Annotated in this window: 10 protein-coding genes and 2 pseudogenes; 8 read left to right on the forward strand and 4 right to left on the reverse strand. The window is 47.6% G+C overall.

The genetic code is table 11. The annotated features are described in order from the left end of the window. Nucleotides 1–57: 57 nt before the first annotated feature. From secA to C504_RS0115485, 4 genes and pseudogenes are all read left to right on the forward strand, one after another. Nucleotides 58–2737: pseudogene (secA, locus tag C504_RS0115475) on the forward strand (preprotein translocase subunit SecA); the annotation flags it as partial. Nucleotides 2738–2856: 119 nt separating this feature from the next. Continuing rightward, nucleotides 2857–2928 carry an SEC-C metal-binding domain-containing protein gene (locus tag C504_RS19125; RefSeq protein ID WP_425393387.1) on the forward strand — a complete coding sequence of 24 codons (72 nt, stop codon included), beginning with the start codon at nt 2857–2859 and terminating at the stop codon, nt 2926–2928. Nucleotides 2929–3099: 171 nt separating this feature from the next. Then, nucleotides 3100–4518 (forward strand): lipopolysaccharide biosynthesis protein, encoded by a 1419-nt coding sequence (locus C504_RS0115480; protein WP_245555237.1) that lies wholly within the window; start codon nt 3100–3102, stop codon nt 4516–4518. A 1-nt stretch (nt 4519) separates the two neighbouring features. Continuing rightward, entirely contained in the window at nt 4520–5791 is a 1272-nt protein-coding gene (locus C504_RS0115485) for a GNAT family N-acetyltransferase (RefSeq protein WP_018690281.1), read from the forward strand. Between the two features lie 15 nt (nt 5792–5806). Here the strand turns inward: C504_RS0115485 and C504_RS0115490 are convergent, their stop codons facing one another. Beyond that, entirely contained in the window at nt 5807–7408 is a 1602-nt protein-coding gene (locus C504_RS0115490; protein ID WP_018690282.1) for an AMP-binding protein, read from the reverse strand. A gap of 97 nt (nt 7409–7505) precedes the next feature. Then, nucleotides 7506–9569 (reverse strand): EAL domain-containing protein, encoded by a 2064-nt coding sequence (locus C504_RS0115495; protein WP_169385151.1) that lies wholly within the window; start codon nt 9567–9569, stop codon nt 7506–7508. 428 nt (nt 9570–9997) lie between these two features. Between C504_RS0115495 and C504_RS0115500 the strand changes: the two genes are divergently transcribed. After that, a complete protein-coding gene (locus tag C504_RS0115500; RefSeq protein ID WP_018690284.1) occupies nt 9998–10450 on the forward strand; it encodes an Lrp/AsnC family transcriptional regulator in 453 nt (150 codons plus the stop codon). Between the two features lie 239 nt (nt 10451–10689). Then, nucleotides 10690–14151, forward strand: a complete 3462-nt coding sequence (locus tag C504_RS0115505; RefSeq protein ID WP_018690285.1) for an indolepyruvate ferredoxin oxidoreductase family protein — start codon at nt 10690–10692, stop codon at nt 14149–14151. A 96-nt stretch (nt 14152–14247) separates the two neighbouring features. Here the strand turns inward: C504_RS0115505 and C504_RS0115510 are convergent, their stop codons facing one another. Both C504_RS0115510 and C504_RS0115515 read right to left on the reverse strand, forming a co-directional pair. After that, a complete protein-coding gene (locus tag C504_RS0115510; protein ID WP_018690286.1) occupies nt 14248–14655 on the reverse strand; it encodes a DUF6220 domain-containing protein in 408 nt (135 codons plus the stop codon). A gap of 4 nt (nt 14656–14659) precedes the next feature. Then, the gene (locus C504_RS0115515) at nt 14660–15241 is read right to left on the reverse strand and encodes an NAD(P)H-dependent oxidoreductase (RefSeq protein WP_018690287.1); all 582 of its coding nucleotides are present in this window, start codon (nt 15239–15241) and stop codon (nt 14660–14662) included. A 90-nt stretch (nt 15242–15331) separates the two neighbouring features. Between C504_RS0115515 and C504_RS0115520 the strand changes: the two genes are divergently transcribed. Beyond that, nucleotides 15332–16237, forward strand: a complete 906-nt coding sequence (locus C504_RS0115520) for a LysR family transcriptional regulator (protein WP_018690288.1) — start codon at nt 15332–15334, stop codon at nt 16235–16237. A gap of 135 nt (nt 16238–16372) precedes the next feature. Continuing rightward, a pseudogene (locus C504_RS0115525) lies at nt 16373–16809 on the forward strand (ornithine cyclodeaminase); the annotation flags it as partial.

Consider the following 16809-nt stretch of genomic DNA (forward strand, 5'->3'; position numbering starts at 1 on the left):
CTGCAACTCATTTCAGCGACTTATCCAAGTCGGCTTTAACGGAAAGGACCATATATAATGGTCAGTATCGGCGGCATCGCAGCCAAAATCTTCGGCACGGCAAATGACCGTTATTTAAAATCATTCGACAGCAATGTTGCTGCAATCAATGCGCTTGAAAGTGAAATACAAGCGCTTTCAGATGAGCAGCTACGCGCAAAGACGGATGAGTTTCGCAAACGCATCGCAGATGGCGCAACACTTGATAGTCTTTTGGTGGAAGCCTTTGCTGTTGCACGAGAAGGATCTGTGCGCGCGTTAGGGCTTCGCCCATTTGATGTACAGCTTGTCGGCGGTATGGTTTTAAATGACGGCTCAATTTCCGAAATGCGCACTGGTGAAGGTAAAACGCTTGTTGCGGTATTACCTTCATATCTCAACGCTCTGGCAGGCAAGGGCGTTCACGTTGTTACCGTAAACGACTATCTTGCACAGCGTGACAGCGAAGAGATGGGCCGGATTTTCTCATTCCTTGGCATGAGCTGCGGCGTCATTGTTCATGGAATGGATGATGATGCGCGCAAAGCGGCGTATGATTGCGACGTGACTTACGCGACAAATAACGAACTTGGATTTGATTATCTGCGCGACAATATGAAAATGGACCGCTCGCAAATGGTGCAGCGTGAACATTTCTTTGCCGTGGTCGATGAGGTTGACTCCATTCTGGTGGACGAAGCGCGCACGCCGCTTATTATTTCAGGCCCGCTTGAAGATAAGTCCGAGCTTTACGTTCAAATCGATAAATTCATTCCGATGTTGAATGATGAAGACTTCACGATTGACGAAAAGCAAAAATCTTCGACATTTACCGAAGATGGTACAGAGCGCGTCGAAAATCTTTTGCGTGAAGCTGGCATGCTAAAAGGTGACAACCTTTATGATGTCGAGAACGTGTCAATTGTTCACCATATCAATAATGCGCTGAAAGCGCATAAGCTTTTCCAGCGCGACAAAGATTATATGGTCAAGGGTGACGATATCGTTATTATTGATGAATTTACGGGCCGCCAAATGCCTGGCCGACGCTTCTCTGAAGGCTTGCACCAGGCGCTTGAGGCAAAGGAAGGCACAACTATCCAGCCTGAAAACCAGACGCTAGCTTCTGTGACGTTCCAGAACTACTTCCGCATGTATGAAAAACTATCGGGTATGACCGGTACAGCTTCTACCGAAGCGGAAGAATTCGGCAATATTTACGGTCTTGGTGTTTCTGAAATTCCGACAAACCTTCCCGTTAAACGTATCGATGAAGACGACGAAGTTTATCGTTCTGTTGAAGAAAAATACGATGCCGTTGTGCTGGATATTATTTCTTGCCAAAACCGCAAGCAGCCGGTTCTTGTGGGCACAACATCGATTGAAAAATCTGAACTTCTTTCCAGTTTCCTTAGCAATGTTTCATATTTGCAAGCGCTGAAAGGTAAGTTGGAAAGCCGTATTGCTGCGATCAAAGAAGGCAAAGAAAAAGAGTTTGCTGAATATTTGAAGACATCGCTGAGCGATGTTGAAAACGCCATCAAGGCAGGCGGCGTGAAGCACGAAGTTCTTAATGCGCGTCAGCATGAACGCGAAGCTTTCATTGTTGCTCAGGCAGGTGTGCCCGGTTCAATCACGATTGCGACTAATATGGCTGGCCGTGGTACGGATATTAAGCTCGGCGGTAACCTGGAAATGCGTGTTGCGCAGGAACTGGGCGATGTTACGGATGAAGCCGAAATCAAAAAACGCAAAGCGGAAATTGCTGCTGAAATTGAAGTTTTGAAGAAAGAGGCGCTAGACGCTGGCGGTCTTTATGTTCTGGCGACAGAGCGCCATGAAAGCCGCCGTATTGATAATCAGTTGCGAGGCCGTTCGGGCCGTCAAGGCGACCCGGGCCGTTCTAAGTTTTATTTGTCCTTACAAGATGATCTGATGCGTATCTTTGGATCAGAGCGCATGGACGGTATGCTCACAAAGCTTGGCATGAAAGACGGCGAGGCGATTGTTCATCCGTGGATCAACAAAGCGCTTGAAAAGGCGCAGCGTAAAGTTGAAGCGCGCAACTTCGATATCCGTAAGAATCTGCTGAAATATGATGATGTGATGAATGACCAACGTAAGGTCATTTTTGAACAACGTCTTGAGGTGATGGACAGCGAAGATCTGACTGAAACAGTCACAGAAATGCGCCATGAAGTGATTGAAAACCTCATTGCCCAGCATATTCCTGAAAAAGCCTATGCTGAACAATGGCATATTGCTGAACTTAAAGAAGCGGTGATTGAGCAGCTTAACATCGATGCGCCGATTGAAGAATGGGCCGCAGAAGAAGGTATAGCTGAAGACGATATGTTGGAGCGTTTGCTCAAAGTTAGCGATGATGTTGCTGCGCAGCGTACCGAACGGTTCGGCCAAGAGATCATGACTTATGTTGAGAAGTCATTGATTTTGCAGACGATTGATGAATTGTGGCGCGAGCATTTGGTTGCGCTTGATCATTTGCGTTCTGTTGTTGGCTTTAGAGGCTATGCGCAGCGTGACCCATTGCAAGAATATAAGCAGGAAGCTTTTGAACTGTTCCAAACAATGCTTGCAAGTTTACGTGTTTCAGTAACGTCAAAATTGATGCGTGTGGAAATTGTACGCGATGCCGCTGATGCACCAGAGCCTGAATTGCCTGAAATGGAAGGTCGCCACATTGACGGTACAACGGGCGAAAACGACTTTGGCGAAGGTTCAAGCCCTGCTGGTGCCGCGGCTGCGCTGTCTTCTGCTGCGCTTGGGTTTGTTGCACCTGAGGACCGCGATCCCGAAAACCCTGAAACATGGGGTAAAATTGGTCGTAACGAGGCATGTCCGTGTGGTTCGGGCAAGAAATTTAAACATTGCCATGGTGCATTTGCATAAATTTTAAAGCCAATTCTGATCTAATTGAGAGGGCCTGCACGAATTATTAATCGTGCAGGCCCTTTGCGTTAGTGCTTGGTTTACCATGTCTTTCAGCAATTTGAACGCGGCTCATATACGAACAAAATTTTAAGCCAATCGGCGTATAACCCACTCATATTCAATTTATGGGTGAAGACATTGCGGTTCTCTGCAGTACAAACAGCTGAAACATTCTTTCCAACGTCGCTTTTTGCGCGTTTGCGGCCCTTCGCCGAGCGTTTAGATATTGCGCTGTCTGGTACGGATGATGCTTCTAGCGCGCAACGCGCTTCAGTTATTGCTTTTTCTATCCGCATATTTAGCGCTGCAATCGCCTTTGTAAGCCAAGTTGTCCTTGCTCGTTTTATGGGCGCTTATGAATATGGCATTTTTGTCATGGTATGGATTGCCATGATCGTCATAGGCAATTTGTCATGCCTTGGTTTTCCCACGGCAATCATTCGGTTTCTGCCGCAATATCGTGAGAAAAACGATCTTGAAGGTATGCACGGCATTTTGCTGACAAGCCGGGTTTTCGTATTGCTGAGCTCTACAATCGCAGCATTAGCTACGATTTGCGTTGCCTATTATGGTTCAAATTTCTTTGATAGCCACTATGTCTTGCCATTCATTGTTGGTGTTTTTGCACTGCCTATGATCGCATTGGGTGATATGCTTGATGGTACGGCGCGCGCCAATAGCTGGCCTATTAGGGCCCTTGCGCCTACATATTTGCTGCGCCCATTATTCATCTTGGCATTGATGGTTGGCGCTTGGCTTTTAGATTATCCGGTCAATGGGGTGACGGGGTTAGTATGCGCTGTCATCGCAAGCTATTTCAGCACTCTTATCCAACATTTTGTCATCATACGGGGTTTGGATCGGACATATAAAAAAGCTAAACCGCGCATTGAAATGAAGAATTGGATATTGGTTGCGCTTCCTATTTTTCTCGTGGACGGCTTCTTTTCTTTGCTCGTGCACGCCGATGTTTTTATGGTTGGCATTATGTTGGACCCCGAAAGCGTGGGTATTTATTACGCAACCGCAAAAACCTTAGCCCTTGTCCATTTTGTTTTCTTTGCTGTCAAAGCAGGTGTTTCTAACCTGTTCGCAGCGCGCATCGACGATGATGATAAATCCGCATTGCGTTTGTTGGCGCGCCGCTCTGCGACTTGGACATTCTGGCCATCACTGATCATGGGCATTATCGTGCTTGCTGCTGGCCCGCTGTTGCTTTCGATGTTCGGTACAGCTTTCCGTGAAGGCTATCCTGTTCTGTTTATCATGGTCACGGGTGTGGTGCTTAGAGCAAGCATTGGCCCTGCTGAAAACCTTTTGAACATGTCGGGTAATCAGAACATTTGCGCGACTGTATTTGGAGCTGTACTAGCGATTAACATCGCTTTGAACCTGATTTTGATACCTCAATTTGGCATTTATGGTGCTGCTGCTGCGACCGCCATTGCCACCGTTTTTGAAACACTAGCCCTGTTCTACATAGTACGGGTGCGAATTGGTGTTTCAATGTTTGTATTTTCGCCCGCCCTTGATGAGGAAGTTTCATAAAATGTCTGCATTGCCGATTATTGATGAAGAGATTGCTGAAACACCGCTTGTTATGCCAGGTACGCCTGCAAGCCAGATTACAGGCAATATTCCTGAAGTTAGCCGCCTGTCGAAAGGCAGCCGCCATTTTCGGGTTTTCCCAGCCAAAGCAGGTTTTGATCTTTTGCCGGCAATTGAGCGCGCTGGTGATTATTGCATAGAACCGAATGTGTTTTTCAGCCCACGCTTTTGCGTACCGGCGATGCCACGCCTTGATGAGCGTCAGGTGCGCCTATTGGTGCTTCAAGATTCAGATGATCGTTCTTCTGAAACCCGTTTTTTGATGCCGTTCACCGTAGAAAAGCCTGGTTTTGCTATCGGGCCTGATCTTATTCGCGCTTGGGCAAACCCTTATGGACCATTGGGAACGCCGATTGTTGAGCGCCGCGAAGCGATGCAGATCATTGAAGATTTGTTTGGTACGCTATCATTGCCAACTGTTCCTTTGCCGAAGATCATCGCGTTTCCCGATGTCATGTTGAATAGCCCTGTTGTTTCTCTTTTGAGATCTGTTGCGCTTTCCAATGGCTTGCCTCTGGCCACTACACGTAGCGTCAAACGGCCCGTTCTAGATGCGACTGCCGATGCAGATGTTTACTTTAAAGAAAGTATGGGCAGCCACCACCGCCGAGACTTCGGGCGCCTGTGGCGCAAGATGGAGGGGGAGGGCGATTTTGTTTTCGAGATTGCGCGTAATCCGACTGAAATACGTCAGGGTATGGAGGAGTTTCTGCTCCTTGAAAATGCAGGTTGGAAAGGCAAGCAACGCACTTCACTCGCGTCGGACCGATTGCGGGCAGCTTTTGCACGTGAAGCGGTGAACTCGCTGGCGGAGGTTGATAAATGCCGTATCTATATGTTGAAGTTGGATAACCGCGTTATTGCTTCGCTCATTGTGTTTATCGAAAGCGGTTCAGCTTGGACATGGAAAATCGCTTATGATGAAACCATGCGTGCGTTCTCACCGGGCAAATTGCTGATGGTGCGCACAACTGAAGCACTCTTGGATGACCCGAACATTACATTTGCCGACAGCTGCGCTTCTGAAGATCATCCGATGATGTCACATCTTTGGCAGGATAATGCCGAGATGGCGACGCTTGTGATTGGTGTTGATCCAAGTAAAGAACGTGAAGTGCGCCAAGCGGCAGCTCAAATGGACCTGTATAGTTCGACGAAGAAAACAGCCAAAAATGTGAGTGCACGTTTAAAACACATGCTTGGAAAACGATAAGCAGGAACGTTTGTTCTAGCTGCGAAATGCTTTGCGAATAATTTTACCCGTTTCGGTCATCGGAATCGAATCGACGAAATTTATCTCGCGCGGGTATTCATGGGCCGATAGACGCGTTTTCACAAAGTCGCGGATTTGCAATTTTAGCTGCTCGCTTGGCCGCTCATTTTCAACAAGTTTGATATGGGCCACAATGATTTGTGTGCGTGTTGCATCTGCTTTTCCCGTAACGGCAGCCAGCTCAATGGCTGGGTGGGCGGTCAAGCAATCTTCAATTTCAGTCGGGCCAATACGGTAACCAGCAGAGATAATAATATCATCGTTGCGACCGACAAAATGGACATAACCTTCGTCATCGCACAATGCGCGGTCGCCGGTTAGCAACCAGTCGCCTTTGAACTTTTTGGTGGTCTCTGTCTCATTGTTGAAATATCGCAGGAACATGACGGGGCTATCGTTTTTAACGGCAATTTCCCCAACTTCGCCCGTTTTAGCAATTTTTCCTTCTTCATCAAGAACCACGACTTGATGGCCTGGAACCGCTTTGCCCATCGAGCCAGATTTAATTGTGCCAAGTTCATGGCAGGCACTGATGATCGCATTACATTCTGTCTGGCCGTAAAATTCGTTGATGCTGACGCCGAAGTGTTGTTTTGCCCATTCCAGCGTTTGCCCGCCCAGCGCTTCACCTGCAGAACCGATGGAGCGAATATTTAATTTGGAGGCTTTGCTTAAATTGGATTGCATCAATTTTAATGCTGTTGGCGGCATGAAAATATTGCGAATCTCAGCCTTGCCTATGAGGTCTATCGCCCAGTCTGCTTCAAATTTTGGAGCGCGCGCTGCAACGACGGTTACGCCAAAATAAAGGGCAGGCAGCAAAGCGTTTAATAGACCGCCAGCCCAAGCCCAATCAGATGGTGTCCATAGGCGGTCACCATTTTGAGGCATGAAGCCTTGCGCCATTTGGATACCCGGAAGATGGCCCAGTAGAACACGGTGTGCGTGTAATGTGCCTTTGGGCTGTCCAGTGGTGCCAGATGTAAAAAGCATCATCGCAGGGTCATCAGCCAGTGTGTTGGCGAATGGGTAATTGGTGGATGCTTTTGAAATTAAGTCATCAAAATTATACGCGTTACCTGTGCGCCCAACTGAAATCCTTATTTGTAAATTGGGTAGGTTGGAGTGAATGATGCTTAAACGTTCCAAGCCTGCGTTATCAGCAATGAAAGCGCGCGCGCCTGATGCTGTAAGGCGATGTTGCATTGCTTCTGGCCCAAATTGCATGGCAAGCGGAACGGCGATTGCGCCGAGTTTATAAATGCCTAAGTGAGCGATGGCAGCCTCAATGCTTTGAGGAAGCATGATGGCGACGCGGTCACCGCGCTTTATGCCAATGCCATCCAATGCAGAAGCAAAACGGCTTGATCGCTCGGCTAGTTGTTTAAAGTTAAGCGTTTGCGGTGTTCCAGATGAATAATCAATAATTGCAGGCTTATCAGGCGTTAAGCTTGCAATAGCGTCCGCGCAGGCAACGCCAATATTGAAACGCTTCGGTATGTTCCAGCGAAACCGTGACACTAAGTCTGCATGACATTTTGGGCTTTCGGGCAACATTATAATACTCGGGACATGCACATCATGCTGCCCCGTTTAAGAGTTTTGTGCAGTGCACGCAAAGAAAAACTGTTCTGCGTCGTTTTGCAGGCGCCGTCTATCTGTTGATTTTGCTAAAGGGCTCTGGCCTGCCAAGCAGATATCCTTGAACTTCATCGCAATTGCTTTTTATCAAAAGATCAAGCTGTTCAGGTGTTTCCACGCCTTCCGCTGTCACTTTCATGCCCATATTTGAAGCAAGGGAAAGAATTGACTTTACCAATGATTTGCTTCGTTCATCGCGGATCATTTGGTCAATGAAATAGCGATCAATTTTGAGCTTGCTGAATGGATAACGCGTTAAATAACCCAATGAGGAATATCCCGCACCAAAGTCATCCAGTGAGAGGCCGACACCAAGTTCGCGAATACCTTCAAGGATTTTCAACGTATTTGAATTGTCCTCAATGAGGACGTCTTCAGTTATCTCAATTTCCAATTGTTCAGGCGCAAGATCATATTCTGCAAGCGCTTGCTGAATATCTTCGATCAAATTAGATTCGCGGAACTGTACCGGAGATACATTGACGGCGACGCGTGTATTATTATCTTTTCCGCCAAAATCTCGCGCAGCTTGCTTAAGTGCCCAGCGCCCCATTTGAACAATAAGGCCTGTTTCTTCTGCCAAGGGTATGAAGTCGGCCGGTGATACCAGCCCTTTGGTTGGGTGCTGCCAACGCATTAATGCTTCATAGCCAGCAACGCTGCCAGTGCTTAGATTTTGCTGAACCTGATAATAAAGGACGAATTCATTCTTATCCAATGCAGACATAAGGTCTTGTTCGAGAAGATATTTTGCCTTCGCGTTATATGCAAATTCAGGTTCAAATTCATAAACAGAACCGCGACTGTCGTCTTTCGCAGCGTATAGCGCAAGATCAGCGCCAACAAACATAGCCGATGCATCATTAAAGCCATCGGAGAAGTAACTGATGCCAACAGATGCATTCACGCGTAGTTTTGTTTTATCGATCAGAATTGGCTGTCTTGTCGCATCGCGCATGCGGGTTGCGATTTCTATTGCCTCGCTTTTGCAAGCGACCTCGACAATCGCGCCGAATTCATCGCCGCCAATGCGCGCAATCGTATCGCTTTTTCGAATAACTTTACCAAAGCGCCGCGCAACCCGTTTTAGAAGATTGTCTCCGAAACTATGACCATAGGTGTCGTTGACCGGTTTGAAGTGATCCAAATCAAGAAGGATGAGCGCCAATTCTTTTTGGCTATTATTTGAGTTCTTTTGCCAGTGCTTGAACTGTTTTGCGAGGTAATCGTCAAAGGCACGTCTGTTCTTTACGCCGGTGAGACTATCGGTCTCTGCCAGAACTCTCACTTCAGCTTCTTTTTGCTGGAGCTTTGTTTCACGCGCTCTGGCGTCCGTCACATCTGTGTAAGTGACAAACATCATGTCATGCGCATTGCGGCATTCAACGCGTATTGTCTTATCGTTAGCACGGGTTTCAGTTGAGAAACCTGTTTGTGAATCAAATGCATCGAGAATTTTCTGTACGTGCTCATCAACACTATCATAGTCGCCGCGTTCTGCGCGATATTTGACAAACTCTATCCATGGCGTGCCGGTTTCGACGATTTCAGCAGGCAAATTCATCACGCTCAACATATGCTTGTTGGCGATGACGATGTTCTCGCGGTCATGTACGAGCAAGCCTTGTGCAATCGTTTCAACGGTTGTCTCTAAAACGGCTTTTTCGCGTGTTTCTTCGGTAATGTCGGTATAAGTGCTAATGCCAATGCCATCTTGATATCGGCTATTAATACGATAAAAACGGCCATTGGGTGTCTTGCGTAACAGCACAAAATCTTCACCTGCCATGAGGCGCATGCGTATTGCGGCTAAGGTGAGTTCGGAATTTGGATAATAGTCTCCGCGTTTAACGCCGAACTTGATAAACTCTTCCAATGAGGAGCCCGGGCTGAGAAAATCTTCTGAGACGGATAGAATTTCACAGACAGTCTTGTTGGCGAACAGAATATTTTCATGGTCAAAGACAATGACGCCTTGTTCCATGCGGTCAACAATGGTGTGGCAAAGGGCTGTTTGAAAATTATCCAAGCGTTTACGGCTAGGAAATGGCAATTTATCCTTTGATTGTAAACGCATAGACGTTTTCATGCATAGCCTCTCACTCTAGCGTGCGATTGGTACATAACCTCGAGGCCACCATCAGGGATAAGGCCTATGCATCAGCTGATGTCATGGCCAGCCTATTTCTCGCTAAACTTTTTATAGGTTCGTTTGCTCGAGTGAAAATAATGTTAAACTAATGTATTATTTCTCTGCTTTGGTTTCTATTCGATTAATTTAAAACTAAACCCATGCGTGTGCCGAATTGTAACAGCATCCGAGAAGCTTGTGTTTTGCGGCTGTCTGCCTCTTCAATAAGATATATTATCGCAACGTTTTGACTCTGTAAAAACGGTATGCGGCAACTATGTTTCAATATTCAGCAATGAAATAGGATAGTTTTAGTTGTGCGCTTTTTTTAAAAGTGTGTAGTGCTGGATAGTTGTCATAGGGGAGGGCAGTGTATGGATGAAGCCGATAAGCGTATTCTTAGAGTGTTGCAGAAGCAGCCTGAACTTACGATGCGGGAGCTGGGTGAAGCCACAGGGTTGAGCCATACGCCTTGCTGGCGCAGGCTCAAGCGGCTGCAAGAAGAAGGCTATATTACGGACAAGCGATATCTGCTCGATGCACAAAAAATGGGCTTCGATATTGTGGCGTTTTGCTTCGTGCGAATGGCTTCACATAAACGCCATACGCTTGAGGAGTTTGAGCGGGCATCGAAGGATATTCCCGAAGTGGTTGAATGTTATACCACCGCAGGAGAATATGATTTTATATTGAAAGTGCTGGCCCGCAGCATTCGTGATTACGAAGAGGCTGTTAAGCACAAGCTACTCCAGCTGCCGCATGTCTCGCTTATCAATACAAGTTTGACGCTCAAAGAAGTGAAAAACACACCTGATGTTCCTGTTTGATTTTATATTGCGCTTTGATGGGCATGTCATATCTTTCGAGCAGATTGCGTAACAAAAATTCCTTTTTTCTTGACTTTAAGGTACAGTGTTTCTGTTTCGCCCTATAAATTCACAATAATAGGGATGATGTTTCTGCCTAGTCGCCTTACTGTTTGATATCAGAGTTGGAATTGAGCGCGGTCATTCGAACCGGTCCGAGCTCTTCCAATGACGGTCACTCAACATCGGGAGGATGAAGATTGAGCGCGAAAATCACATTGAATGATAAATATACCGCAACGTCGGGGCGGGTGTTTCTGTCTGGAACGCAAGCATTGGTGCGCTTGCCCATGGTGCAAATGCGCCGTGACCGAGAAGCAGGGCTCAATACGGCAACTTTCATTTCTGGCTATCGTGGCTCACCGCTCGGCGGTTATGACCAGCAATTGGTGCGCGCAAAGAAATATTTGGACCCGCTTGATATCACCTTTCAACCGGGCTTGAACGAAGACTTGGCCGCAGCATCAATCTGGGGATCGCAACAAGTTCATTTGTCACAGCAAGCTAACCGCGAAGGCGTGGTTGGCCTATGGTACGGCAAGGGTCCGGGCGTTGATCGTTCAGGCGATGCGTTCAAACATGGTAATGCAGCTGGCAGTTCAAAACATGGCGGCGTTTTGGCCTTTGCTGGCGATGACCATACGTGTAAATCCTCATCAATTCCGCACCAATCCGATCACGCATTTATATCTGCCGTGATGCCGATGCTTTATCCGTCCTCAATTCATGAATTTATTGAAATGGGGCTGTTTGGCATTGCTATGTCTCGTTATTCGGGGTGCTGGGTCGGCTATAAAGTGATCTCCGAGACCATTGAGACAACCTCGGTCATTGATTTGGCGCAGGAGCAAACGCAGTTCGTTCTGCCAGAAGATTTCGAGATGCCAGAGGGCGGGCTTAATTTGCGCTGGCCTGATCCGCCGCTTGTGCAGGATCAACGCCTTCAGGAGCTGAAAGCCTATGCCGCGATTGCGTTTGCCCGTGCGAATGGCGTGAACAAAGTTACGATGGATACGCCTGAAGCCCGTTTTGGTATTGTTGCTTCTGGCAAAGCCTATGAGGATGTGGTTCAGGCGCTGATTGAATTGGGCATTGGACCTGAAGAGCGCAAAGCGATTGGTCTAAGGCTTTACAAAGTACGGATGCCTTGGCCGCTTGAACCGGTTGGTATTCGCGAATTTTCTCAAGGGCTTGAGGAAGTTCTGATCGTTGAAGAACGCCGCGAGCTGATTGAAAACCAGATTAAAGAACAGCTGTTTAATTGGCGCGCCGATGTGCGGCCTCGCATCATTGGTAAGTTCGATGAAAAGGACAAACCGTTCCTTTCTTTGTCCGCAGGTTTGACGGTTGGCTCAGTTGCGCGCGCAATCGCTGATAGAATTTTGAAAATGGGTTTGCCCGAAGGTTTGGCGGCCAGCATTGAAACTAAATTACACGTTCTGGAGCATCGTCAATTTGAAGGTTTAAAGCATGTGGCTCCGGTGACGCGTTTGCCGCATTATTGTGCCGGATGCCCACACAATACATCCACCCGCGTGCCTGAGGGCTCGAAAGCGATGGCGGGCATTGGCTGCCATTTTATGGTGCAATGGATGGACCGAAATACGGAAACTTTTTCTCATATGGGTGCGGAAGGTGTGCCGTGGACAGCGATTGGCCGTTATACGGACGAGAAACACCGTTTCGTCAATTTGGGCGACGGCACATATTTCCATTCGGGCATATTGGCCGTTCGAGCATCAGTCGCGGCCAAGGCAAATATTACCTATAAGTTGCTTTATAATGATGCGGTTGCGATGACGGGCGGTCAGCCGCTTGACGGGGAACTCTCGCCGCAGCAATTGGCGCATCAACTGCACAATGAACGTGTTGAAACGATCTATTTGTTATCTGACAAGCCGGAGCTTTATGAATCGAAAGATTTGCCTGCTGGCGTGATTGTCAAACACCGTGACTATATTGATCAGGTCATGGTGGAGCTGCGTGAGGTTCCTGGTGTGACCGCTATTGTTTATGTTCAAACATGTGCAGCGGAATTACGCAGACGCCGTAAGCACAATGCTGCGCCAGATCCAGATGAGCGGTTATTCATCAATCCTAGCGTTTGTGAAGGGTGCGGCGATTGTTCAAAGCAATCAAACTGTATTGCTATCGAACCAAAGGAAACAGAGTTCGGCCGCAAACGTCAGATCAACCAGTCTGCGTGCAATAAGGATTATTCCTGCCTTAAAGGGTTCTGCCCTTCATTTGTAACCGTGCGTGGCAGCAAGAAGAAAAAGAACGCGCCGGCACAAATGCCTGATTTTTCTATTCTGCCTGAACCAAAACTGCCGTCTATGGAAAAGCCTTGGAACATTGCTGTTACGGGTGTTGGCGGTACGGGCGTTTTAACGATTGGCGCGCTGATTGGTATGGCTGCACATATTGAAGGCAAGAACCCTTTGATTATGGATATGGCTGGGCTTGCTCAAAAAGGCGGTGCTGTTCTTAGTCATATCCGCATTTCGCCAAAGGATTATCCGGTGCGTGCACCGCGCATTGCCAATGGTTGTGCCGATGTGATCATCGCAGCCGATGCTGTTGTTGCGGCCTCTAAAGAGGGCACGATCATTTGTGACCCTAAGCGCACCCACGGTATTCTTAATACCAAGGTTATTCCTGTTTCAGATTTTGTGCGGATGCGGGACTTTGATTTTAAGGCTGCTGAAATTCAGCGCACTGTTGGTGATACGGTGCGATCTAAAGATGACTTCCGTGATTTTTCTGACATCGCGGTTGCCGTCGCAGGCGATGAAATCGCGACCAATATTATGATGCTCGGTTATGCTTTTCAAAAAGGCCTCGTGCCGGTTGGCATTGACGCTTTGGAAGAGGCGATACGGCTGAACGGTATTGCAATTGATGCAAATATTATCGCTTTGAATTGGGGCCGACTGCTGGCTCATGATCCTGATTTTGTCATGTCAAAACTGCGCGACAAGTCACCTCAGATTGCTCAAGATGAGATGACACTTGATGCACTGATTGAACATCGCGTAGCGCATCTGACAGCATATCAAAACAAAGATCTGGCAGAGCGTTATAAGCAGGTTGTTGCTAAGGTGCGCAGCGCGGCGCGTGATATTAAAAACGGTGAAGCTCTCACACGCACGGTCGCCCAAAACTATTCGAAACTACTTTCCTATAAAGACGAATATGAGGTTGCACGGCTTTTCACTACGCCGGAATTTAAAGCTGCGCTAGATGAGCAATTTGATGGTGATTATTGGATTTCGTTTAATCTAGCGCCGCCTGTGCTCAGTGGTACTGCGCCAAACGGGCGACCAAAGAAACGTGAATTTGGTCCGCTGACATTAAAGCTGTTCAGTCTTTTGACAAAAATGAAAGGCTTGCGCGGAACGCCCTTCGACCCATTTGGCCGGAGTGAAGAGCGTAAAGCGGAACGTGCTTTAATTACGCAATATGAGCAGGATATTGAACTGGTTTTGAATAAGCTTGATTCTGCGCCTGCACACATAGCGCTGGCTCTTTTATCATCGGTTGATCAGGTGCGGGGCTTTGGTCCTGTCAAAGATGAAGCGCGGGCAGCTCATGATAAGAGACGGCAAGACCTCTTGAACCAGATCAATAAGCCTGAGATCAGCAAGATTGCGGCTGAATGATCTAGCCTCCACATTTTGCGTTCTGTGACCGCTTGTTTTTTAGAGTGCATCAACATCGATTAATTCGGTGTTGATGCCTTTGTTTGTGGCTGATGCTTAAGAATGGGGAAAGCTATATGCACGACGCCGTTCAACTTTGAATAGCATGATAAGCGAAGCTGTCAGTAGAAGGGCAGCATTAAAAGGATGGTAGGCGAGGGTTACCGTGCCGCCAGCAGCCAACATAATCTGCACCAAATAGAGCACCAAAACTGCGCTTGCCCACCAGATGAACCCACGAAGATGAGGCACGGTTGCGGCATATGAAAACTGCAATAGAATTGGAATGCTTAAGAGTGCGCCAAACATTATGTGTGCATCCCAAGTGGCTTGAGCGAATAATGCGTGGCCAGCAAGTAGGAACTGCACGCCAAGTCCCAGCGGTATAGCCAGACCAGAAACGATAAAGAGTTTTGGTGTGCCGCGCTTAGAAGCAACGAGCGTATCATGTAGTTTTTCAATCATAGCGTTACGCTGCCTCGCTGGTTGACGAGCCCGAGGTCGCTGAAATGAAATGTTCGATGGCGTTCACATAACCGAGCGCCGCATCCTCTAATTTAGACGGTTCTAATTTATCTGCAGTGAAAACCAGATAGGGAGAGTGCCATAGCAAACCGCAACGATGTGCTGTTGCTTTCAGCGGTGTGAGCAATTCATCTATCGTATAACGGTTGGCACCATCACGTCCGTAAGCGCTTGAAGTATTGCCTGCTGTTGCTGCCACCATGAGCGGCGTGCCTTTAAGGTGATCGCCTTCAGCTTCTGCAAAGATATAATACATTCTTGTCAGAACAGCATCTTGCCATGCTTTGAGCAGTGCTGGTGTGGCGTACCACTGGATGGGAAATTGCAAAATGATCCGGTCAGCAGACAGCAGCATTTCTGCATCCGCGCCAGCATCTGTAAATATATCGATGACACCGCCGGGATAACGGGCCTGCATATCGACGACCTGAACGTCTTTAACCGTTTGCGCCGCCTTCGCGAGGCCTGCATTTGCTTTTGATTGTGATAAATCTCGATGGAAAAGTAAGATTAAGGTTCCGGGCATTTCTAAACTCCAGTTGGTGTGTAGAACCCGATTTAAATGTTCTCAATAAATTATTCCAAATGATATTAGATATAGTCTATTATAGATTTCATGAATTTAAGAAATGTAGATTTAAACCTTCTAATTGTGCTTGATGCTTTGCTTGATGAGGCACATGTGAGCCGTGCTGCGCTTCGCCTTAATATGACGCAACCCGCCGTTTCCAATGCTCTGCAACGCTGCCGCGATTTGTTTCGTGACCCGTTGCTCGAACGTGGTCGGGGTATCATGTACCGCACGGCGAAAGCTGAAGCGCTCAGAGCGCCGCTCAAGTCGCTTCTTTTGGATGTGGTTGATTTGGTCGATCCGCCTACGGTTGATCTCAAAAACATAAAACAGATCGTCCGCATCACCACATCAGACGATCCGGTTGCGATTATTGCTGGCCCACTTATCGCAGTGCTTAGCGTCACCGCGCCGGGGATTACTGTTGTTTTTAAACCTTGGCATGGCTCTGAAGCAACGCTTCAACAGCTCAGAGATGAAGACGCTGATCTGGCAATTTCTGTGTTTGAAAGCGATGTAGAACATATCGATACACATATATTGATCGAAGAGGATTATGTTGTTGCTATGCGTGCAGACCATCCTGCCGTACAAGGTTTCGGTTTGGATGTCTGGCTTGATTGGCCCCATATTCTTGTTTCAGGGCAGGGCGCGCTTCGCTCTCCGCTTGATAAAAAACTCGAAACAATGGGCCGCTCACGCAAGGTGGGTGTTGTTGTTCCATCGTTTCAAATGATCCCGCGCATCCTTACTTCGTCAAACTTTATGGCGATGGTGCCGCGGCGCAGCCTTGCCCTTCATGGCCGGGAAGACATCGCAATATTCGAGCCCCCTGTCGCTGTTAGTGGTTTTCCGCTGCATCTGGCATGGCACAAACGTCGGGAGAAAGATTTAGGCCTTCAGCATGTTGCGGAGACCATTAAAACTATCTTTGCCGCGTTAGGGGCTTAGCTCTTTTGGGCCGGGTTATTTGCTTAAAGTGTCGCGCCGGATGTGCGGACGATATCGTGAATGGTTGTGCCCGATTCATTTTTATGCATGGTCACGAACAGCTTCACATTTAAGATATCGGATGCATTCACGATCATGGACATACAATTTATTAAATCGACTGACGCAGATCACCTCATGAATTGGCAGATGATCTGTGATGCAATCATAGCAGGCCACAAATTGCCTAAGGCGACACTTGGCGATCAGTTTTTGGACTGCGGCAACAAAACCCTTCTTTCACGCGCTGCGGCCATTCAAGGACTTGGCCAAGGCGTCAAATCAGTTACCGTCAGTCCTGATAACCCGCAGCGCAATTTGCCAACTGTGCAGGGCGCTATGTTGATCTTTGACGATGAGACCGGCACACCCAAGGCGATGATTGAAAGCGATATTGTCACCAAGTGGAAAACAGCTGGCGATAGCGTTTTGGGTGCAAAACTATTGGCAAATCCAGAGCCTGAAAACCTATTGATTGTGGGCGCTGGAACCGTTGGCGATAATCTTATTGATGCTTACCGCGCCATTTTTCC

The organism is Ahrensia kielensis DSM 5890, from assembly GCF_000374465.1.
Classification (GTDB): domain Bacteria; phylum Pseudomonadota; class Alphaproteobacteria; order Rhizobiales; family Rhizobiaceae; genus Ahrensia; species Ahrensia kielensis.